This window comes from Corallibacter sp. (assembly GCF_048381695.1).
Taxonomy (GTDB): Bacteria; Bacteroidota; Bacteroidia; order Flavobacteriales; family Flavobacteriaceae; genus Corallibacter; species Corallibacter vietnamensis.
In genome coordinates this window covers 78,272-98,539 of sequence record NZ_JBLXHI010000009.1, presented here as the reverse complement: position 1 = coordinate 98,539, position 20,268 = coordinate 78,272, and the positions used below count along the sequence as shown (strand labels likewise).

General features: G+C 31.0%; 21 protein-coding genes. 17 read left to right on the top strand and 4 right to left on the bottom strand.

Features of this window, described 5'->3' with window-relative positions; translation table 11 throughout:
• Positions 1 to 41: 41 nt before the first annotated feature.
• Positions 42 to 1,034: a bifunctional diaminohydroxyphosphoribosylaminopyrimidine deaminase/5-amino-6-(5-phosphoribosylamino)uracil reductase RibD gene (gene ribD / locus ACN5J3_RS11905; protein WP_418511880.1), complete on the bottom strand. Its 993-nt coding sequence runs from the start codon at positions 1,032 to 1,034 to the stop codon at positions 42 to 44.
• A 23-nt stretch (positions 1,035 to 1,057) separates the two neighbouring features.
• Between ribD and ACN5J3_RS11900 the strand changes: the two genes are divergently transcribed.
• The 4 genes from ACN5J3_RS11900 (at position 1,058) to ACN5J3_RS11885 (ending at position 5,345) form a co-directional block, all read left to right on the top strand.
• The gene (locus ACN5J3_RS11900; RefSeq protein ID WP_417291450.1) at positions 1,058 to 1,549 is read left to right on the top strand and encodes a GNAT family N-acetyltransferase; all 492 of its coding nucleotides are present in this window, start codon (positions 1,058 to 1,060) and stop codon (positions 1,547 to 1,549) included.
• A complete protein-coding gene (gene prmC / locus ACN5J3_RS11895) occupies positions 1,546 to 2,412 on the top strand; it encodes a peptide chain release factor N(5)-glutamine methyltransferase (protein WP_418511879.1) in 867 nt (288 codons plus the stop codon). Before ACN5J3_RS11900 ends, prmC begins: the two co-directional genes overlap by 4 nt.
• A gap of 133 nt (positions 2,413 to 2,545) precedes the next feature.
• Complete coding sequence (ligA, locus tag ACN5J3_RS11890) at positions 2,546 to 4,546, top strand: NAD-dependent DNA ligase LigA (protein ID WP_418511878.1); 2,001 nt, start codon at positions 2,546 to 2,548, stop codon at positions 4,544 to 4,546.
• 82 nt (positions 4,547 to 4,628) lie between these two features.
• Positions 4,629 to 5,345: a hypothetical protein gene (locus tag ACN5J3_RS11885; RefSeq protein ID WP_417291447.1), complete on the top strand. Its 717-nt coding sequence runs from the start codon at positions 4,629 to 4,631 to the stop codon at positions 5,343 to 5,345.
• Here the strand turns inward: ACN5J3_RS11885 and ACN5J3_RS11880 are convergent.
• On the bottom strand, positions 5,323 to 5,706 hold the full coding sequence (locus ACN5J3_RS11880) for a DoxX family membrane protein (protein ID WP_418511877.1): 384 nt from the start codon (positions 5,704 to 5,706) through the stop codon (positions 5,323 to 5,325). The genes ACN5J3_RS11885 and ACN5J3_RS11880 overlap by 23 nt on opposite strands.
• A gap of 155 nt (positions 5,707 to 5,861) precedes the next feature.
• On the opposite strand from ACN5J3_RS11880, the gene ACN5J3_RS11875 reads away from it, so the two are divergent.
• Positions 5,862 to 6,626 carry a hypothetical protein gene (locus ACN5J3_RS11875; RefSeq protein WP_417291445.1) on the top strand — a complete coding sequence of 255 codons (765 nt, stop codon included), beginning with the start codon at positions 5,862 to 5,864 and terminating at the stop codon, positions 6,624 to 6,626.
• 3 nt (positions 6,627 to 6,629) lie between these two features.
• Here the strand turns inward: ACN5J3_RS11875 and ACN5J3_RS11870 are convergent, their stop codons facing one another.
• Both ACN5J3_RS11870 and ACN5J3_RS11865 read right to left on the bottom strand, forming a co-directional pair.
• A complete protein-coding gene (locus tag ACN5J3_RS11870; RefSeq protein ID WP_418510170.1) occupies positions 6,630 to 7,547 on the bottom strand; it encodes a bifunctional metallophosphatase/5'-nucleotidase in 918 nt (305 codons plus the stop codon).
• Positions 7,547 to 8,317 (bottom strand): 5'-nucleotidase C-terminal domain-containing protein, encoded by a 771-nt coding sequence (locus ACN5J3_RS11865; RefSeq protein ID WP_418511876.1) that lies wholly within the window; start codon positions 8,315 to 8,317, stop codon positions 7,547 to 7,549. The genes ACN5J3_RS11870 and ACN5J3_RS11865 overlap by 1 nt, the downstream gene beginning before the upstream one ends.
• Before the next feature lie 68 nt (positions 8,318 to 8,385).
• Between ACN5J3_RS11865 and ACN5J3_RS11860 the strand changes: the two genes are divergently transcribed.
• From ACN5J3_RS11860 to coaE, 12 genes are all read left to right on the top strand, one after another.
• A complete protein-coding gene (locus ACN5J3_RS11860) occupies positions 8,386 to 8,910 on the top strand; it encodes a DUF6913 domain-containing protein (RefSeq protein ID WP_418510168.1) in 525 nt (174 codons plus the stop codon).
• A complete protein-coding gene (gene dapA / locus ACN5J3_RS11855) occupies positions 8,907 to 9,782 on the top strand; it encodes a 4-hydroxy-tetrahydrodipicolinate synthase (protein ID WP_418511875.1) in 876 nt (291 codons plus the stop codon). The genes ACN5J3_RS11860 and dapA overlap by 4 nt, the downstream gene beginning before the upstream one ends.
• 117 nt (positions 9,783 to 9,899) lie before the next feature.
• Positions 9,900 to 10,718: an outer membrane protein assembly factor BamD gene (locus ACN5J3_RS11850; RefSeq protein WP_417291440.1), complete on the top strand. Its 819-nt coding sequence runs from the start codon at positions 9,900 to 9,902 to the stop codon at positions 10,716 to 10,718.
• 12 nt (positions 10,719 to 10,730) lie between these two features.
• Positions 10,731 to 11,060 (top strand): DNA-directed RNA polymerase subunit omega, encoded by a 330-nt coding sequence (locus ACN5J3_RS11845; RefSeq protein ID WP_344730972.1) that lies wholly within the window; start codon positions 10,731 to 10,733, stop codon positions 11,058 to 11,060.
• 3 nt (positions 11,061 to 11,063) lie between these two features.
• Positions 11,064 to 12,275 carry a bifunctional phosphopantothenoylcysteine decarboxylase/phosphopantothenate--cysteine ligase CoaBC gene (gene coaBC, locus ACN5J3_RS11840; RefSeq protein WP_418511874.1) on the top strand — a complete coding sequence of 404 codons (1,212 nt, stop codon included), beginning with the start codon at positions 11,064 to 11,066 and terminating at the stop codon, positions 12,273 to 12,275.
• Positions 12,268 to 13,158, top strand: coding sequence for a DUF4835 family protein (locus ACN5J3_RS11835; RefSeq protein ID WP_417291437.1), 891 nt, complete (start codon positions 12,268 to 12,270; stop codon positions 13,156 to 13,158). Before coaBC ends, ACN5J3_RS11835 begins: the two co-directional genes overlap by 8 nt.
• Before the next feature lie 54 nt (positions 13,159 to 13,212).
• Entirely contained in the window at positions 13,213 to 14,865 is a 1,653-nt protein-coding gene (gene recN, locus ACN5J3_RS11830) for a DNA repair protein RecN (protein WP_418511873.1), read from the top strand.
• A gap of 42 nt (positions 14,866 to 14,907) precedes the next feature.
• Positions 14,908 to 15,720 carry an enoyl-ACP reductase FabI gene (locus ACN5J3_RS11825; RefSeq protein WP_344730976.1) on the top strand — a complete coding sequence of 271 codons (813 nt, stop codon included), beginning with the start codon at positions 14,908 to 14,910 and terminating at the stop codon, positions 15,718 to 15,720.
• 155 nt (positions 15,721 to 15,875) lie between these two features.
• The gene (locus ACN5J3_RS11820) at positions 15,876 to 17,609 is read left to right on the top strand and encodes an FG-GAP-like repeat-containing protein (protein ID WP_418511872.1); all 1,734 of its coding nucleotides are present in this window, start codon (positions 15,876 to 15,878) and stop codon (positions 17,607 to 17,609) included.
• A 73-nt stretch (positions 17,610 to 17,682) separates the two neighbouring features.
• A complete protein-coding gene (locus ACN5J3_RS11815) occupies positions 17,683 to 18,684 on the top strand; it encodes a glycosyltransferase (RefSeq protein WP_418510162.1) in 1,002 nt (333 codons plus the stop codon).
• A 96-nt stretch (positions 18,685 to 18,780) separates the two neighbouring features.
• A complete protein-coding gene (locus tag ACN5J3_RS11810) occupies positions 18,781 to 19,653 on the top strand; it encodes a CdaR family protein (protein WP_418511871.1) in 873 nt (290 codons plus the stop codon).
• The gene (gene coaE, locus ACN5J3_RS11805) at positions 19,650 to 20,237 is read left to right on the top strand and encodes a dephospho-CoA kinase (protein ID WP_418511870.1); all 588 of its coding nucleotides are present in this window, start codon (positions 19,650 to 19,652) and stop codon (positions 20,235 to 20,237) included. The genes ACN5J3_RS11810 and coaE overlap by 4 nt, the downstream gene beginning before the upstream one ends.
• The last annotated feature ends 31 nt before the right edge of the window (positions 20,238 to 20,268 follow it).

Here is a 20,268-nt window from a genome sequence, read left to right as displayed (position 1 = left end):
ACTATGTAAGTTGTAGTGATATATGCTTTACAATTATTTTTTTAGTTTGAATTATTGTTCGCGTATACTTTTAAGATATCTTGTTTTATGTATTGTTTCGAAGTTAATTCTCCAATTAAATCAGGTGCTTTTATACCATCATCAAATGTTGTGTCACCAATAAAAACACGAGCTTCGTCCCAAAGATTTTCGTTAATAAAGCGTTGTAAAGTTTTGCTGCCACCTTCTATTATTACAGAGTTTATGTCTGCTTTAAATAATAAGTCGCAAATAGATTTAGCAGATGTTTCTTTAACAAGAATGGTTTTAGCTTCGTTATTAAAAACATTCAAGTCTTGAGAAAGAATTTCATTTTTGTCTAAAACAATCCTTACAGGATTTTCTCCAGTCCAATCTCTTACTGTCAGGCTAGGATTGTCTTCAATAACAGTATTTGTGCCAACTAAAATAGCTTGCTCTTCAGTACGCCACTTATGTACCAATTGCCTAGAATAAGAATTAGTAATCCAAACGGGTTTCTTTTCGTTTTTGGTTTTTGGAGCAATAAAGCCGTTTGCAGTTTCAGCCCATTTTAAAATTACATAAGGACGCTTTTTATTATGAAAAGTAAAAAAGCGTTTATGATGTGTTTTGCAAGCATTTTCTAATACGCCAACAGTAACGTTGCAACCAGCTTTTTTAAGTCGCTCTATACCTTTTCCGGCAACTTTGCTATGGGTATCAATAGTGCCAATAACAACATTGGGAATTTTTTTTTCTACAATTAAATCGCTGCAAGGAGGCGTTTTTCCATAGTGACTACAAGGTTCTAAAGTCACATAAAGTGTAGCCTCTTGTAATAACGCTTGGTTTTTAACAGCATTTATAGCGTTTACTTCAGCGTGAGCTCCGCCATACGGACTCGTAAAGCCTTCTCCAATTATTGCGTTGTTGTGTACAATAACACAGCCTACCATAGGATTTGGTCTTGTAGAACCCAAGCCGTTTTTGGCAATTTCTATACAGCGTTTTATGTATTTTTCATGTATCTTCACAGGCGCAAAAATAAGATAATAAAATGAGCCGTGATAATATTGTGATTAGAGATATTACTCCAGCAGATAATAAGGAAATTGCTCAAGTGATTCGTGATGTGTTGGTTGAGTTGGGAGCGCCCAAAGTAGGAACGGCTTATGAAGATAAAACCCTTGACTGCATGGCAGAAACCTACAGTAAGCCAAAAGCGGCTTATTTTGTGGTTTCTTCAAATGAAAAAGTAATAGGAGGTGCTGGTATTGCTCAATTAGACAACTGTGATGAAAATGTTTGTGAGCTTCAAAAAATGTATTTTTTGCCAGAGGCTAGAGGACTAGGGCTTGGTGAAAAAATGATTAATACTTGTCTTGATAAAGCTAGAGAATTAGGGTTTGAACAATGTTATTTAGAAACTTTACCCTACATGAAAGCAGCTACAAAACTTTATACAAAGGTTGGTTTTAAATCACTAAAAGAACCATTAGGTAATACTGGGCATTTTTCTTGTAATGTCTGGATGATAAAACGTTTATGATTTTAAAAGATATTCAAAATATATATCACAAAGAGTTAGATGCTATTTACGGAGAAAACGAGGTGGATAGTTTTTTCTATTGGTTGATAGAGTATTATTTTCAGTTTAATAGAGTTACATTGGTTTTAGAGCCGCAATTAGCGTTAAGTAAAACCGAAGAGCAGTGTTTGTTTGAAGCTTTAGCTAGGTTAAAACAAAATGAACCAATTCAATATATTCTAGGAGAAACAGAATTTTATGGTTTAACATTTAATGTGAATAAACACACCTTAATTCCGCGCCCTGAAACAGAAGAGTTAGTTTCATGGGTAATATCTCATAGCTTATCTCTTGGTAAAGAAAAGCCTCTTAAAATATTAGACATTGGTACAGGTACTGGATGTATTGCTATTTCAATTGCTAAAAATTTACCAAATGCAAGCGTGTATGCTTTAGATGTGTCTTCTGAAGCCTTACATGTGGCTAAAGAAAATGCTAAACGTCATGAAGTAAATGTCACGTTTATTCAAGATGATATTTTAAATGTATCATCATTAAACGCTAATAATTTAGATACTTTTGATATTATTGTTTCAAATCCGCCTTACGTTAGAAACCTTGAAAAGCAAGAGGTAAAAGCCAATGTGTTAGACCATGAGCCGCATTTGGCCTTGTTTGTAGAAGATGATAAACCTTTAGAATTTTATGAAGCAATAGTTTGTTTTGCTCAAAAAAAACTAAACAAAACAGGAGCATTATTTTTTGAAATAAACGAATATTTAGGCGAAGAAATGAAACATTTGTTTATCTCTAATAATTTTAATGAGGTTGTCTTGAAGCAAGATATTTTCAATAAAAACAGAATGATTTCTGGAAAAAAATAAACAGAAAATTAAAATAGTTTTTTTAGCAGTGTATTTTGATTAATTGTTAATAACTCTATTAAGGAGTTCGATATAAAATGCATAATTTTACAGACTTATCAACCTTAAAAGGTTTAATAAGGAACGCCTTAAAATGACAGTACAAGACCAAATAAACCAGCTTCGCGAAGAACTTCGTCAACATAATTATAACTATTATGTTCTTGATAACCCTACTATAAGTGACTTTGATTTTGATGTAAAACTAAAACAGTTACAAGTATTAGAGGAAAAACATCCAGAATTTTACGATGCTAGTTCACCGACTCTGCGCGTTGGAGGAGAAGTGACAAAAAACTTTGAGACAATTGTTCATGAACACCGTATGTACTCGTTGGATAATTCGTACTCTAAAGAAGACTTGTTGGATTGGGAATCCCGAATTAAAAAACAAGTAGATGGCCCTGTGCAGTATACTTGCGAGCTTAAGTATGATGGTGCTTCTATAAGTTTAACATATGAAAATGGTAAACTATTAAGAGCTGTTACACGTGGAGATGGTTTTCAGGGTGATAATGTGACAACCAATATAAAAACGATAAAATCTGTACCACTGCAATTAAAGGGTGATTATCCGTCAAAATTTGATATCCGTGGAGAAATTGTTTTGCCTTTTGATGGGTTTCATAAAATGAATGAAGCTCGAATTGAAATAGGAGAAGAGCCATACAGAAATCCAAGAAACACAGCATCTGGTAGTTTAAAATTACAAGATAGTGCTGAAGTAGCAAAACGACCACTAGAATGTTTGTTGTACAATATTACAGGAACAAACTTAAATATAACCACACAGTTTGAGAGTTTACAAAAAGCCCGTGCCTGGGGATTTAAGGTTCCAGATGCAGCAAAATTAGCTAACTCAATTGATGAGGTTTTAGAGTTTATTAATTATTGGGATACGCATCGTCATAACTTACCTTATGAAACTGACGGTGTTGTGATTAAAGTAAATAGTTTATACCAGCAAGAAGAATTAGGATATACAGCAAAAGCGCCAAGATGGGCTATGGCTTATAAGTTTAAGGCTGAACAAGTGTCAACTAAACTTAACGAAATAACCTATCAAGTAGGTAGAACAGGAGCTATTACACCTGTAGCCAATTTAGAGCCTGTTGAGTTAGCAGGAACTACAGTAAAAAGAGCTTCTTTGCATAATGCTGATCAAATAGAAAAATTAGATGTTCGTGTTGGAGATGAAGTTTTTGTTGAAAAGGGCGGAGAAATTATACCAAAAATTATAGCTGTAGATTTAACAAAACGTCCTCAAGATTCTCAATCAACCAATTATATTACTCGTTGTCCTGAATGTGAAACAGAATTAGTTAGAACCGAAGGCGAGGCTCAACATTACTGTCCTAATTATAACGGTTGTAAGCCACAAATTATAGGAAGAATACAGCACTATATCTCTAGAAAAGCAATGGACATTGATGGTTTAGGAGGGGAAACAGTGACTTTATTGGTAAATGCAGGTCTTATAAGTAATTATTCAGATTTATATGAGCTTACAATAAATGATGTTTTGCCATTAGAACGTATGGCTCAAAAGAGTGCTGAAAATTTAATTAAAGGAATAGAAGCCTCAAAGCAAATTCCTTTTGAACGCGTTTTATATGCTTTAGGTATTAGATATGTTGGTGAAACCGTAGCCAAAAAATTAGCTAAACATTATAAATCTATTCAAAATATTGCAAATGCTTCTCATGATGATTTGGTAAATGTTGATGAGATAGGAGTGAAAATTGCTGAAAGTGTTTTGATGTTTTTTGCTTCAGAAGAAAATATGTTGATTATTCAGCGATTAGAACGTTTTGGTGTGCAATTAGAAATTTCAGCAGAAAAGCTAGCAAATCAAACGAACAAATTAGAAGGTTTAACATTTGTTGTTTCTGGTGTTTTTGAAAACGTTTCTAGAAATGAGTTAAAGAAACTTATAGAAGATAATGGCGGTAAAGTATCTTCTTCAATTTCATCAAAAACCAGCTATATAGTAGCGGGAGCTAATATGGGACCAAGTAAAAAAGAAAAAGCAGAAAAGCTAAATATAGAATTATTGTCAGAAAGCGAATTCTTACAAAAAATACAAGTAAAATGATTTTTGTTAGATAAAAAGTATTTTTTATCGATAAATTGCATTTATTGTCTATATTTGCTTCAGTGTAAATAAATTATCAATAATGAACAGGTCAAATATTTTAATAGTAGTTATACTATTGTTGTGTGCTGCATCTGTTGTGCTAGAGCTTAATCAGCGCGAGGTTTTATCTCGAGTGGTTAAGTCTTGTATCGTGCCCACAATAACTATTCTTTACTTTATTACGGATTCTAAAAGATCAAAGTATTTTGTCTGGTTCTTGCTTTTGTTTTCTTTTTCAGACATTTCAAGCTTTGCTGAATTTTATTTAAAGTCTGATTTATCATATGATTTATACTACACCTTTGGTAACTTATTGTATGTGGCAGGCTATGTGTTTTTGTTGTTAGAGATACTAAAAAGCGTAAATGTAAAGGATGTACTGAAAAATTATGCAGTGCATTTAATTGTTTTAACGGTGCTTAATGCCTATATAATTTATGTGTTGATGGTTATCGCAAATCCGTATCTATCTGGTTCGTATTTGTTTTACATAGAAGCGTTATACAATGTTGTTATTTTACTACTGCTTTCAGCTTCGCTAATCAATTATTTGCATAATGAGAGTAAAAAAGCATTGTTGTTGTTTATTGGCTCGTTATTTATTGTTTTTTCTGAAGTAATACAGATAGCTTATTATTATATTTCAGAGCGTTCGTTGTTGCAAGTTGCGTCTACTTTTTTGTTTGTTATTGCCTTTTTGTTCTTCTATTATCAATCTAAGATAGAAAACAAGCCTATAAAAATTTACTTAAGCTAGGAATGTCTTTTCTGTGTATGTAAATTATGATTATAGATAATATAAAGGTGATTATAGCGGTTATAAAAAGCACTTCATTATCGTTATTTACCTGAATTCCTATTTTTGTTAAGTGTAAAAATATGGCGCCAACAATTATGCCTGAAGTTAATATAGCGCCTATCCATGCTGTCTTGTTTCTTAATAACAGGATACTTGAAATTAATTCTAATATACCTATTAGTATTCTTCCGTAGGGCTCAAGTCCAGCTTTTGAGAAAATATATACACTATCAGGATGTGCTGTAAATTTAAATCTTAAAGTTTGTAATAATATTATGGCTACTATTGTTCTTAAAGCAATAGAAGTGTAACGCTTCATGTTTTTCTTTATTTGACGAAAAACAAATACTGTGCTAACATTTTTGATTTATAAAGACTTTGTAAATCTAGAATTTTAACATTTTATTCGGCGAAATGCATTAATGTTCGATGAAAATGTTTATATTTGCAACACCTACTTATAAATAATCTACTGTGAAAGAATGGCTAAAAATTAGTTATAATAAGATATTATTGTGTGTCTTATTAGTACTTATTGTGGTTAATGTTATGGCTACATTAGGTCACTTTGAATTGTTAGAAAAGCTAACAAAACCCTTACTTATTCCAATTTTTTTAATGTATTTTCTAGCAAGGCATAAGCGTATTGAAGCCGCTATTGTAGGGTTTTTAATATTTTCTTTTTTAGGAGATTTATCATCGGTGTTTTTTGACAACGAATTACTAATTGAGAGTTCTAGTATTGCTTATTTTTTAAGCTATATATGTTTAGTTTATGTTGCTATTACTCGAATCCACAAAATAAATTTTGATAAAATTATAGCAGCTTACTTAATGGTGGTTTTTGCAATAAACGCCTATTTTATGTATGTTTTATTTACGGTTTTGCAAACTCAAATAGCTGATGAGGTTGAGGTTATTGCTTTTGGTGCTAGAAGTATAGCGCTTGTTGTACTAGCGTTTGTAGCGTTTGTTGTGTATTTAAATTTTGAAACAAAGCAATCTATAATGTTTTTAGTGACATCATTATGTTTTGTCTTTTCAGATGTTCTATTTTACATCAGTAACTATTATATATATGACTGGAGTTTTGTATTAATTGATAGAGTGTTACACGCTGTTGGTCTATTCTTTTTAATAGGCTGTGTTGTAAATGAAAGCAAAATGCTCAACAATCAATCTGTAAAATCTAGACTGTCTATTGAGCGTACAAAAAACAATGACCCTATTGCTGCTTAAGGTCTAAACAATTATAGATTTACCTGTAGCTGTTTTATTTTTATCATTATCAAAATAGAAGTCTATTCTTCCTAAATTAATACCATAACATCCTACTTGGTTTACAAGCATGTTGTTGCCATTTACATTTTTTACAATGGTAGGTTTTGGTAAAAACGTATGTGTGTGACCACCTATTATTAAGTCAATATCTTTAGTGTTTTTAGCGATTACTAGATCAGATACTTTTTTAGAATCATCGCCGTAGTAATAGCCAAGATGCGATAAACAGATAATTAAATCACATTGCTCATTTTCTTTTAAAGTTCTACTCATATCTTGAGCTATTTCAATAGGGTCTAAATATCTAGTTTCTTTATAAGCACTTTTTAATACAAGACCATTAAGCTCAATACCTAAACCAAATACGCCAATTTTTAACCCAGCTTTATTGAAAACTTTATAGGGCTTAACATGTGTATCCATTATGGTGTTAGAAAAGTCGTAGTTAGCAGATAAGAAATCGAATTTTGCATAAGGTAATTGAGCATAAAGTCCATCAATACCATTGTCAAAATCATGATTACCTATAGTTGCAGCGTCATATTTTAATTTGCTCATTAATTTAAACTCGAGTTCACCACCATAATAATTAAAATAAGGTGTGCCTTGAAAAATATCGCCAGCATCAAGTAAAAGTGTATTAGGATTTTCTTTTCTAATATTATCTATAAGTGTAGCTCGCCTTGCAACACCACCTTTATTAGGGTTTTTTCCATCATCAGGACCAAAGGCATCAATATGACTGTGTACATCGTTGGTGTGTAAAATGGTAATTTGTTTACTGTGATTAGGTTTGCTAAATGCTTGTAGGCCTAAACCACCAAGTGTTAATAAGGAGGTTGCTGCAGTGGTTTGTTGTATAAAATCTCTACGTTTCATTACTTGGTGTTATTTACTTTTAAGAATCGGTCGTCAATTTCAGGTTGTATGGTATCAGTTTTTTTAAAGTAATCTAATAATACATTTCTAATTTTATAATTTAAATTATACATAGTATCACTAGCTTTGAAAAAATCCATGTGATCACCTCCGTTATATAAGTAATCATTAGTTGCTACATAATATGTTTTTGTAGTATCTATAGGTTGATTATTTATGGTAGCTTCAATAAGGCTGTAGTCATTATCTAAAGCTATTTTTAAACCGTGAATAGGGTGAGCTCTTTTGGCTTTGCTTAAGTAAGAAACCAGTTCATTTACAGCATGTCCGTTTAGTGAAGCAACAACAACACTATTCTCAAATGGCATAAGTTTAAAAGCGGTTCTTCTTGTTAGGTTTCCTTTTGAGATTATAGAGCGAATTCCACCATGATTTACAAGAACAATATCAATATCATTGTTGGTCATATTATTAAATATAGGATTGCATTGCTCAAAAATGGCATCAGCAAACAAGTTTCCTATAGCAGTATTTAACTCGCCGTCTTTTTTTGAGTAGGTTTCCTTTGAAAAAGAAATCACGCTATCTAAATCTTGATTTACATGATCTCTATAGGGCTTTATAAAGGTTTCAATTTCAGTGTTAGCTTTTAAGCTATCAGAAATAGAAATTTGTTTTCCTTCAATGCGAGTAACCTGCATTTTCTCTTGTTTACAACTCAAAAAGCAAAGTGTGATAACAAGAATTAAAATTGGTTTAAAATTCATCATGAAACTTGTAAGTTTTAATAATCTTTTGTGTGTACTTTTACTACCTTTGCACAAAGTATAAAGATATAATGATTTTAAAGGGTTTTAAAGAAAAATCTATTAAAAAACAGTTAAGTTCAATTTTAAAAAATCGCCAATTAAAATTCAGCGACAAAAAGATTGAATCTGTGGGAATTATATTAAGTGCTGATGAAGTAAATGATTTTGAATCTTTAAAAACCTTATCAACAAGGCTAAATGTTTTACCAAATAAGTTAAAAATCATTGCGTATACATCGTCAAAAAAGGAAATGACGTATTCGTGGGATGTTTGTTTTAATCCTAATGATTTTACATGGAATGGCCGTGTTAAAAATGCCGAGTTGCAAACATTTATAAATACCGAATTTGACTTGCTAATAAGTTATTATAGCACAGATGTAACAACGTTAAAATATATAACAGCAGCTTCAAAATCAGTATTTAAAACAAGCATTTTTCAAAATGACAAACGGCTTAATGACCTAATAATAAATACAGATTTACAAAACGTAGAAGCCTTTAAAAACGAACTATATAAATACCTAACCGTATTAAATAAAATTAAAGAATGAAAAAACTAGAAGGAACTGGAGTAGCTATAGTAACACCATTTAAAAATGATTTAAGTGTAGATCACGAAGCTTTAGCAAATATAGTTAACTATAATATTGATAATGGTACCGATTATATTGTAATATCAGGAACCACAGGAGAAAGTGTAACAATAACAAAGGCTGAAAAACAAGCTATAATTGAAACCATTGTAAAAACAAATAACAACAGAGTTCCTTTAGTATTAGGTATAGGAGGAAATAATACAGCTCAAGTTATTGATGAAATAAAAGCTACAGACTTAAGTGCAATGACTGCTATATTGTCTGTTTCTCCTTATTATAGTAAGCCAACACAAGAAGGAATTTATCAGCATTTTAAAGCAATATCAGAAGCATCACCTGTTGATATTATACTATACAATGTGCCAGGCAGAACAGCTTCAAACATGTTACCAGTAACAACTATTAGGTTAGCAAATGATTTTGAGAACATAATAGCTGTAAAAGAAGCAGGTAATAATGTAGCGCAATATTTACAATTACTAAAAGATAAACCTGAAGATTTCATGATAATATCAGGTGATGATGATCTAGCATTAGGAGTTGTTTTAGCAGGTGGTTCAGGTGTTATATCTGTTATAGGGCAAGCGTTTCCTAAAGAATTCTCTCAAATGATTCGTCTAGGTTTACAAGGAAAAGCAAAAGAATCATATGCATTACACTTCAAACTTATGGATGTTATAGGACTTATCTTTTCTGAAAACAATCCAGCAGGAATTAAAGCTGTTTTAGAACAGTTAAACTTATGTAGTGATAAAGTAAGATTACCACTTGTTGAAGCAACAGAAACTCTAAAAGAAAAAATCGCCTTATTTATAAAAAGTTTCTAGTAAAAGTTAAATTATACTTAAACATGTTTACAAGCGGGATGCATCAATTATTTTAGCAAAATAAAATATTTTTAAAATCCATATTATTAACGTAATTTTGCATCTTGTTATATACCTATGAAGAATTTTTTTTACATCATATTAACCTGCACTATTTTAAGTTCTTGTAGTGAATACCAAAAGGCATTAAAGTCTGAAGATATCGCAACAAAATTTAAAGTAGGAGAGCAAAAATTTAACGAAGGTAAATACTCAAAAGCTAATAAGTTATTTGTGCAAATAGTACCTAACTACAGAGGTAAACCACAAGCCGAAAAACTTATGTATTTATATTCTATGACATTTTACGAAATGGGAGAATATTATTTAGCTAGTTACCAATTTGAACGTTTTGTTGCAGCTTACCCTAATAGTGAAAAGCTTGAAGAAGCAGCTTTTTTAAGTGCAAAAAGTGCTTACATAGTATCAGACGATTTTATTTATAGCAAAGAGCAAAAAGAAACAAAAGACGCTATAGAAAAGCTACAGTTGTTTATCAACTCATATCCTAATTCTAGTTACATAGCAGAGGCAAACAAGCTAGTTAAAGAATTAGATTATAAATTAGAGAAAAAAGCTTTTGAAATAGCAAAAAATTACAACAGAATAGCTGGATTTACAAGAGATTATACAGCTCCAATAAAAGCTTTTGAAAACTTTATATTTGATTATCCAGGATCAAGTTTTAGAGAAGAAGCATTTTTTTATAAGTTAGATTCTGCCTACAAATTAGCAATGAATAGTGTTGAGTATAAAAAAGAAGAACGTTTAGTAACGGCAAAAAAATACTACAATACATTCGTAAAATCATATGCTAGTTCTGAAAGGATAGAAGAAGCTAATAAAATGGCTGAAAGCATTGACAAAGAATTAGAAAATTACAGCACTAAAAGTTAATACACGTAACACATGGATTTAAAAAAAATCAACGCACCTGTTAACACAACAACTTATAATAGAAACAAAGTAGACGAAGCTACAGGAAACATTTATGAGTCAATATCTATCATTTCAAGAAGAGCAGAGCAAATTAATTCTGAAATAAAAAAAGAATTAATAGAAAAACTTGAAGAGTTCGCTACTTACAATGATAGTCTTGAAGAAATTTTCGAAAACAAAGAACAAATAGAAGTATCTAAGTTTTATGAAAAATTACCAAAACCACACGCACTAGCTGTACAAGAGTGGTTAGATGGTAAAATATACCATAGAAACACTGAAGAAGATACGCAACAGTAGTATATGTCTGTATTAAGTGGCAAAAATATACTTCTAGGCATTAGTGCTGGTATAGCTGCTTACAAGACAGCTAATCTGGTTAGATTATTTATTAAAGCAGGCGCAAACGTAAAGGTCGTTATGACGCCTGCTTCTAAAGACTTCATAACACCTTTAACATTATCAACGCTCTCTAAAAATCCTGTACATTCATCTTTTTACAATGAAGATGACGACAATGCAGTATGGAATAACCATGTAGATTTAGGGCTTTGGGCAGATTATTTTGTTATAGCACCTGCAACAGCAAACACTTTGTCAAAAATGGCAAATGGCGTTTGCGATAACTTACTTTTAGCAACGTATTTATCAGCAAAATGTCCTGTATATTTTGCACCAGCTATGGATCTTGATATGTATAAGCATCCGTCTACATTACAATCATTTCAAAAGCTAAAAGAATTTAAAAATATAATGATTCCGGCAACTAGTGGTGAACTAGCAAGTGGCTTGGTAGGAGAAGGACGTATGGCAGAGCCAGAAGATATCTTGACGTTTATAGAAAATGATATTTTAAACAAGTTGCCTTTAAAAGGAAAAAAAGTTTTAATTACTGCCGGGCCAACCTATGAGTCCATAGATCCAGTTCGTTTTATTGGGAATCATTCAAGTGGTAAAATGGGGTTTGAGATAGCAAAAAAAGCCGCTTCTTTAGGTGCAGAAGTAACATTAATTTCTGGGCCAACCCAACAAAAAGTATCTCATAGCTTAATACATGTAACTCATATAACGAGTGCTGAAGATATGTATCAAGAAGCTAGTGCTGCGTTTCCAGATGCAGATATAGCAATATTTGCAGCCGCTGTAGCCGACTATAAACCAAAACATGTTGCAACCCAAAAAATAAAAAAGGCAGATAGTACGTTAACTTTAGAGTTAGAAAAAACAAAAGATATTTTAGCATCTTTAGGTAAAACTAAAACAAATCAATTTTTAGTAGGCTTTGCCCTAGAAACAAATAACGAGCTAGAAAACGCAAAAGCTAAACTAAAAAAGAAGAATTTAAACTTAATTGTTTTAAATTCGTTAAATGATAAAGGTGCAGGTTTTAAAACAGAAACCAATAAAGTAACTTTGATAGATAATAAAGACCGAGTAACCCAATATGAATTAAAGTCTAAACAAGAGGTTGCTAGTGATATACTTAAGGAAATAATACATCAAATCAATGCGTAACATACTATTTATATTCTTTTTTAGTATTATAACATTTACTTCGTTTTCTCAAGAATTAAACTGTTCGGTTGTTGTAAATGCAACACAAACAGGAAATGAAAACCTGCCAGTTTTTAAAACTTTAGAAAGACAACTTAATGAGTTTATAAACAATACAAAGTGGACAAATAAGGTTTTTAGCACACAAGAACGAATAGCATGTAGTATGTATATTAATGTGACTTCGTATTCTGGTAATGCATTTTCAGCAACAATACAGGTGCAATCATCTAGACCCGTTTTTGGTTCAACCTATACATCACCAGTTTATAATGTCAATGATAAAGATTTTAGCTTTGTTTATTTAGAGTTTCAAAACCTGATTTATAACCCAAATCAATTTCAATCAAATTTAATTTCAGTATTAGCATTTCATGTTAATATGATTTTAGGTATGGATGCAGATACTTTTGCTCCAAATGGAGGCGATGTGTATTACAAACAAGCTCAAACTATAGTAAACTATTCACAACAAGCAAATTTAAAAGGATGGAAGTTAGAAGATGGCTTACAGAGTAGGTTTGCTTTGATAGATAACTTGTTATCTTCAACATTTAAAGAATACAGAAAAGTAATGTACGACTACCATAGAAATGGGTTAGACATTATGAGTGAAAAAACAAAAGATGCCAAAGAAAGTATAGCTAATTCTATAGCGTTACTCAACGAAATGAATAGCAGACGACCTAACTCTTTCTTATTACGTACGTTTTTTGATGCCAAAGCAGATGAAATAGAGCAAATATTTACTGATGGCCCAAGTGTAAATATATCAAACCTAGTAAGCACATTAAACAGAGTAGCACCAATGCACTCTAATAAATGGCGCAATATTAAGTTTTAGTTTCGTATTTTAGAGTCTATCTAAATTTTTAAAAAAATCCAGGTTTTACAAAGTATGCTTACATCACTTTCCATTAAAAATTATGCTTTAATAGACCATTTCCAGGTTCAGTTTAATCAAGGTTTAACTATTATAACAGGAGAAACAGGAGCTGGTAAATCTATATTACTAGGAGGTTTGTCTCTTATTTTGGGAAAACGAGCAGATTTAAACAGCTTAAAAAACCCAGAAAAAAAATGTGTTATAGAAGCCGTTTTTGATGTTACAAATTATGATTTAAAACAGTTATTCAAAACTGAAGATTTAGATTATGAACCACAAACAATCATAAGACGAGAAATTTTACCATCAGGAAAATCTAGAGCCTTTGTTAATGATTCTCCGGTAAATTTAAATAGCTTACAAGCATTGAGCTCGCACTTAATTGATATTCATTCACAACATGAAACCTTACAATTAGTAAATGACGATTTTCAGTTTCAGGTTATAGATGCATTAGCAAAAAACGCATCATTTTTAACATCTTATAAGCAGGAATTAACCCAATATAAATCTGTTCAAAAAGCGTTAACTGACTTACAGCAGTTTAAAGCTGAAGCAATAAAAGAATACGATTATAATACATTTTTACTTAACGAATTAGAAGAAGCAAATCTTGTTGAAGGCGAATTACAAGAGTTAGAAGAAGAGTATGAGGCACTTCAAAACGTTGAAGAAATTGAAGAAAAACTAGCTCTAGCCAATCAATTACTTAATGATGAGCAAGTAGGAGCGTTAGCTATTCTTACAGAACTAAAACAAGCAACTCAAAAGCTATCTACGTTATCTGTGAAATATGAGACATTATTTCAACGTGTAAATAGCAGTTTAATAGAGCTTGATGATGTGTTTGCAGATATTGAAACATATCAAGAAACATTAGATTCTGATCCTAATAGATTGCAGTATGTAAATGATAAGCTAGCGGTAATAAATGCGTTGTTTAAAAAGCATTTTGTTGAGTCTATTTCTGAATTGTTAGTTATTAAGAACAATCTATCAGAAAAAGTATCAGAAACTGAAAATATTGAAGATAGTATTGTTGATAAAGAAAAAGAACTTCAAGTAATAGAAGATAAACTCAATAAACTTTCTAAAACCATTCATGATAATAGAAATAAAGCCATTCCAGAGTTAAAAAAGCAATTAGAAAGTATCTTGAGTCTTTTAGGAATGCCAAATGCACAGTTCGACATTCGTGTCACTTATGAAGAAGCATTTTTAGGTAATGGTAAAGATGTGTTGTCCTTTTTGTTTTCTGCAAATAAAGGAGGCCATTTTAATGAGTTGAAAAAAGCAGCTTCTGGTGGCGAGCTTTCTAGAATTATGTTAGCTATAAAATCTATTTTATCAAAATATATGCAATTACCAACCATTATGTTTGATGAAATAGATTCTGGAGTTTCAGGAGAAGTCTCAAATAAAATGGGGCAAATCATGCTTCAAATGAGTCAAACAATGCAAGTTTTTGCAATTACGCATTTACCACAAATAGCCGCAAAAGGGCATACGCATTTTAAGGTTTATAAAGAAGATGTAAATAATATAACAACAACAAATCTTATACAATTAAATCACGACGAACGTATTATTGAAATAGCACAGATGTTAGGAGGTATAGAAATATCAAATTCTGCAATCGCACATGCTAAACAATTATTGAATTAATAGTATCTTTGAAAAAGTAAACAACGAATCAACAACAAGATTATGTCATATAATTTATTAAAAGGAAAAAAAGGAATCATATTTGGAGCATTAGACGAAAACTCTATTGCTTGGAAAACAGCAGAACGTGTTCATGAAGAAGGCGGAGAGTTTGTTTTAACAAATGCACCTGTTGCTTTAAGAATGGGGCAAATAAATGCTCTTGCTGAAAAAACAGGATCTCAAATTATTCCAGCCGATGCAACATCTATGAGCGATTTAGAAAACCTTGTAGAAAAGTCAATGGAGATTTTAGGAGGTAAAATAGATTTTGTTTTACACTCAATAGGTATGTCTATAAACGTAAGAAAAGGAAATGCCTATACAGATCAAAATTATGATTGGACTCAAAAAGGAACAGATATTTCTGCAATGTCATTTCACAAAGTGATGCAAACATTATACAAAAAAGACGCCATGAGTGAATGGGGAAGTATCGTTGCATTAACATATATGGCAGCACAACGTGTTTTTCCTGATTATAATGATATGGCTGATAATAAAGCGTATTTAGAAAGTATTGCTCGTAGTTTTGGGTATTTCTTCGGAAAGGATAAAAAAGTACGTGTAAATACAATATCTCAATCACCAACACCTACTACTGCTGGTAGTGGTGTAAAAGGTTTTGATGGCTTTATAAACTATGCAGATAAAATGTCACCATTAGGTAACGCAACTGCTTTAGATTGCGCAAACTATACAGTGTCAATGTTTAGCGACTTAACTAAAAAAGTAACATTACAAAATTTATTTCACGATGGTGGATTTAGCAATGTAGGAGTTAGCAATGAAGTTATGGAGGCTTTTTCAAAATAAAAGACTTATTTATTTAAATATTAAAAAGAGAAGTTTGTTTTGCAAACTTCTCTTTTTTTATGTCATAAAAATAGCAATTCACTAAAATTTTAAGACGGTTGTAAATAATAATAATTTCTCTTTATATTTAGCAATAACAATAATTTAGTATAGGTATGTTGCATTTTAAATTAAGAATTGTTTTAGCTTTTTTATGTCTATTTAGTACTCATTTACAAGCACAGACAAACTTTGTTGATATAGCTCAAACTTCTGGAGTTTTTATTAATCCTGGTAGTTTAGAATATGGTAGTGGAATTTCATTCTGTGATTTTAATAATGATGGTTGGGATGATATTACTTTAGGGACAGGTTCCGGGAGACAGATTGAGTTTTTCAGTAATGATCAAGATGGCACATTTACACGTGAGTTTTTCCTTACGGCAGATCCTAGTTCACAAGACAGGCAAGTCATTTGGGTAGATTATGATAATGATGGTGATAAGGATTTGTATATAGCAAGTGACGCAAACGGAAGTCATTTATATAATAACGATGGATCCTTAAATTTTACTGATGTTACTGCAGCCGCAGGGTTACCTGTTAGTAATATTTATAACTGGGGAGCCTCTTGGGGCGATATAAATAATGATGGGTTATTAGATGTTTTTATTAGTAATAGAGATGATAGTTTACAACAACCCAATTTGTTATATCAAAACAATGGAGACGGTACATTTACAGATGTAAGTACTCAAGCAGGAATACATAATACAAGCCATTTATCATTTTGCTCTGCTTTTTTTGATTATAATAATGATGGTTGGCAAGATATTTATGTTGCTAATGATAAACTTTTTAACGAAAACTTTCTTTATCACAATAACGGAGATGGAACATTTACTAATGTAGCGGCTGTAGCAAATGTGAATGTAGCTATAGATGCTATGTCTACAACAATAGGAGATTTTAATAATGATGGTTGGTTTGATATATACGTTTCTAATACACCAATTAACGGTAATGTATTTCTAAAAAATAATGGCGATGGCACTTTTTCTGATGTTACAAATAGCACAAATACAGAATTTAATGGTTTTTCTTGGGGAGCAGTTTTTTTAGATGCTGATAATGATATGAATCTAGATTTATATGTAAGTAGTTCAATGGATGGTTCTGTTCCTAGTTTAGCTTCTGCTGCATTTTATCATAATAACGGAAATGAAACTTTTACCATACCTGAAGAGGGTTTTCAGAATGATACAAGAATAAGTCACTCCAATGCTATAGGCGATATAGATAATGATGGCTATCCAGAAATAATAGTTAATAATACAAATAATGCTAATATGTTCCTCTGGAAAAACCAGGGAGATTTAAGCAATAATTGGTTGAAAGTTAGATTGTCAGGTGTTCAAAGTAATAAAGATGGAATAGGTTCTGTTATTGAAATATCAGTTGATGGAAATAAGCAATACCGATATACGCTTTGTGGAGAAGGCTACATTTCTCAAAACTCCAGTGCAGAATTTTTTGGAGTAGGGAGCTATAATGTTATTGATTATGTAAAGATAACTTGGTTAAGTGGTATGGTAGATTATATAGAAAATGTAAACGCAAACCAAGAACTTCTAGTTGTAGAAGGTTCTAATCAATTATCTGTAGCGGAGAAACAACTTAAAATGTCATTAAATGTTTATCCTAACCCAGTAAACGGTGCTCTAAACATTATAACACAAAAGAAAATGACAGATGTGTCAGTTTATAACATGCTAGGTCAAGTAGTTGTTAATGCACAACCAAACGCAGTAACAGGTAATATAGATATGACGTCATTACAATCTGGAGCATATTTTGTAAAAGTAACTATAGGAGATGTAACAGAAACAGTTAGAATAATTAAAAATTAATTTTAATAAAAAATTATATTTAAAAGCCACGCTTTAGAGTGGCTTTTTTTATGGGTTTAGTTACATTTGTTGTATGCAACTAGCGTTTACATTTATAATACCAGTTTACAATCGTCCCAATGAAATAGAGGAGCTACTACAAAGTTTTGTAGCACTACAAACTGATGTCATATTTGATATAGTCATTATTGAGGATGGCTCATCGGTAACGTCAAAAGAAGTTGTAGAAAAGTATCGGGAATTATTAAAAATAGATTATTACTTTAAGTCTAATTCAGGCCCTGGCGATTCTAGAAACTATGGTATGGAAAGAGCTAAAGGTAACTATTTTATAATTTTAGATTCAGATTGTTTACTGCCTTCAAATTATTTGAATGAAGTTCAAAAAAGTTTAAAAGAATCATATGTAGATTGTTTTGGAGGTCCTGATGCCGCTCATAAATCTTTTTCAAGCTTACAAAAAGCCATTAACTTCTCTATGACCTCAATATTAACAACTGGAGGAATAAGAGGAGGAAAAAAGCATGTAAATACATTTCAACCTAGAAGTTTTAATATGGGGTTATCTAAAGAAGCCTTTTTAAAAACTCAAGGATTTGGCAAAATTCATCCAGGAGAAGATCCTGATTTATCAATAAGATTAACTAAACTAGGATATAAAACAAAACTGATTCCAACAGCCTTTGTGTATCATAAACGAAGAATATCTTGGAATAAGTTTTTTATACAAGTAAAAAAGTTTGGTTTAGTAAGACCTATACTTAATAAGTGGCATCCAGAAACAGCAAAAGTAACGTATTGGTTTCCTTCAATATTTTGCGTTGGTTTTTTAGTTGCTATTGGGGCCACGTTCATTGGTTTTCCATGGCTTATTTATTTATATGTGATTTATTTTATGCTAGCTTTTGCTTTAGCTATAATATCAACAAAAAGTGTCTCTATTGCAATAATGGCTATATTAGCTATTGTAATCCAGTTTGCAGGATATGGATACGGCTTTTTAAAATCTATATTTTATATCCATTTACTAGGAAAAAAACCTGAAAAACAATTTCCTAATTTGTTTTTTTTATAGTGCATGTATAAAACTTTAAAATCTAAAATATTAAAATCTGTAAAGAGTAAGAGAATTAATATTTTCTTTTTATTCCTTGTGCTGTCTTTTTTTATTTTGGTAATAACAAAATTATCAGCAACTTATACTAATACTATTATATTTCTACTAAAAACAGAACACGTACCAAGTGAAGAAGTGATAGTAAGTGATAAAAGTCATAAACTTAACATAACACTTAAGTCTCAAGGATTTAATTTGATAAAGTACTATTTTAAAACGCCTGAACTAGCTATAGATTTCTCTAAAAATATTAACAAGACTGATAGTTTATATATTTGGAATAAAAGTTCTGGTTACACAAATCTTGCCTCTCAATTTGATAAAAATGAAGAGATAATTAATGTAACTCCTGATACTTTAAGATTTAGATATGATGTAAATGCAGTAAAAAAAGTACCTGTAAAACTACATACAGATATAAGGTTTAATCAAGGCTATGATTTACTAGATGATTTTTCTGTAAAACCAGACTCTATAACAATAATTGGACCTCATGTAATAGTTGATAAAATAAATCACATCAATACAGATACACTTAAGCTGAAAAAAGTAAAATCAAACATTAACTCAATTTTAAACCTTAAACTTCCAAATACTCTTAATGAACTAAAATTTTCTGATAAACAAGTAAGTCTGAAAGCATCTGTAAGTAAATTTACTGAAGGTATAATGAAGGTTCCAGTTATAATAACAAATGTGCCAGATAGTATAAGTGTAAAATATTTTCCTAAAAAAATAGCATTGACATATTATACAAGTTTAAGTAACTTTAATAATATTAAAATAGAAGACTTTGAAGTTGTTTGTGATTTTTCTAAACTAGTAAAGGGACAATCATACTTACATCCAGAAGTTACAAAAATCCCAAAATCTGTAAAAAACGTAAAAATTAATCAACAGCAAATAGAGTTTATTATAACAGAATGACAATAGTAGGATTAACAGGCGGAATAGGTAGTGGTAAAACTACAGTAGCAAAACAGTTTGAAAGCTATGGAATACCTGTTTACATAGCAGATGATGAAGCAAAAAAACTGATGCACACATCAAAGGTTATAAAGCGTAATCTAATAAAACTTTTTGGAGAAGAAGCCTATATAAATAACACGCTAAACAGACCCTTTTTAGCCAATGCCATTTTTAATGATAAATCACTTTTAGAAAAAATGAACGCTATTGTTCATCCAAGAGTAGCAAAGCATTTCGATAAGTGGGTTGCAAAACAAAAAGCACCTTATGTTTTAAAAGAAGTTGCTATTTTGTTTGAGAACGGAAGTGACGCAAGTTGTGATTTTATTATTACAGTAACAGCTCCAGTTGATGTAAGAATATCTCGAGTTTTAAAAAGAGATAATACTACTGAAAAAAAGATTAAAGCTATAATGAATAATCAGCTAGATGACGCTGAAAAAATTAAGAAGTCTGATTTTGTGATTGTTAACGAAGAACTAGAAACTACAAAAGAACAATCACTTAAAATTCACCACCAAATTTTAAAAGAAATACAATAAATCTTAAATTTTAACATTTTTGTTAATGTAA

Excerpts from the sequence above, each read along its gene's own strand:
- ACN5J3_RS11845 (WP_344730972.1), top strand. The coding sequence starts at position 10,731 with ATGGATTTAAAAAAAATCAACGCACCTGTTAACACAACAACTTATAAT.
- ACN5J3_RS11820 (WP_418511872.1), top strand. The coding sequence starts at position 15,876 with ATGTTGCATTTTAAATTAAGAATTGTTTTAGCTTTTTTATGTCTATTT.
- recN (WP_418511873.1), top strand. The coding sequence starts at position 13,213 with ATGCTTACATCACTTTCCATTAAAAATTATGCTTTAATAGACCATTTC.
- ACN5J3_RS11825 (WP_344730976.1), top strand. The coding sequence starts at position 14,908 with ATGTCATATAATTTATTAAAAGGAAAAAAAGGAATCATATTTGGAGCA.
- ACN5J3_RS11885 (WP_417291447.1), top strand. The coding sequence starts at position 4,629 with ATGAACAGGTCAAATATTTTAATAGTAGTTATACTATTGTTGTGTGCT.
- dapA (WP_418511875.1), top strand. The coding sequence starts at position 8,907 with ATGAAAAAACTAGAAGGAACTGGAGTAGCTATAGTAACACCATTTAAA.
- ACN5J3_RS11835 (WP_417291437.1), top strand. The coding sequence starts at position 12,268 with ATGCGTAACATACTATTTATATTCTTTTTTAGTATTATAACATTTACT.
- ACN5J3_RS11900 (WP_417291450.1), top strand. The coding sequence starts at position 1,058 with ATGAGCCGTGATAATATTGTGATTAGAGATATTACTCCAGCAGATAAT.
- ACN5J3_RS11815 (WP_418510162.1), top strand. The coding sequence starts at position 17,683 with ATGCAACTAGCGTTTACATTTATAATACCAGTTTACAATCGTCCCAAT.
- prmC (WP_418511879.1), top strand. The coding sequence starts at position 1,546 with ATGATTTTAAAAGATATTCAAAATATATATCACAAAGAGTTAGATGCT.
- ligA (WP_418511878.1), top strand. The coding sequence starts at position 2,546 with ATGACAGTACAAGACCAAATAAACCAGCTTCGCGAAGAACTTCGTCAA.
- ACN5J3_RS11850 (WP_417291440.1), top strand. The coding sequence starts at position 9,900 with ATGAAGAATTTTTTTTACATCATATTAACCTGCACTATTTTAAGTTCT.
- coaE (WP_418511870.1), top strand. The coding sequence starts at position 19,650 with ATGACAATAGTAGGATTAACAGGCGGAATAGGTAGTGGTAAAACTACA.
- ACN5J3_RS11870 (WP_418510170.1), bottom strand. The coding sequence starts at position 7,547 with ATGAAACGTAGAGATTTTATACAACAAACCACTGCAGCAACCTCCTTA.
- coaBC (WP_418511874.1), top strand. The coding sequence starts at position 11,064 with ATGTCTGTATTAAGTGGCAAAAATATACTTCTAGGCATTAGTGCTGGT.
- ACN5J3_RS11865 (WP_418511876.1), bottom strand. The coding sequence starts at position 8,317 with ATGATGAATTTTAAACCAATTTTAATTCTTGTTATCACACTTTGCTTT.
- ACN5J3_RS11860 (WP_418510168.1), top strand. The coding sequence starts at position 8,386 with ATGATTTTAAAGGGTTTTAAAGAAAAATCTATTAAAAAACAGTTAAGT.
- ACN5J3_RS11880 (WP_418511877.1), bottom strand. The coding sequence starts at position 5,706 with ATGAAGCGTTACACTTCTATTGCTTTAAGAACAATAGTAGCCATAATA.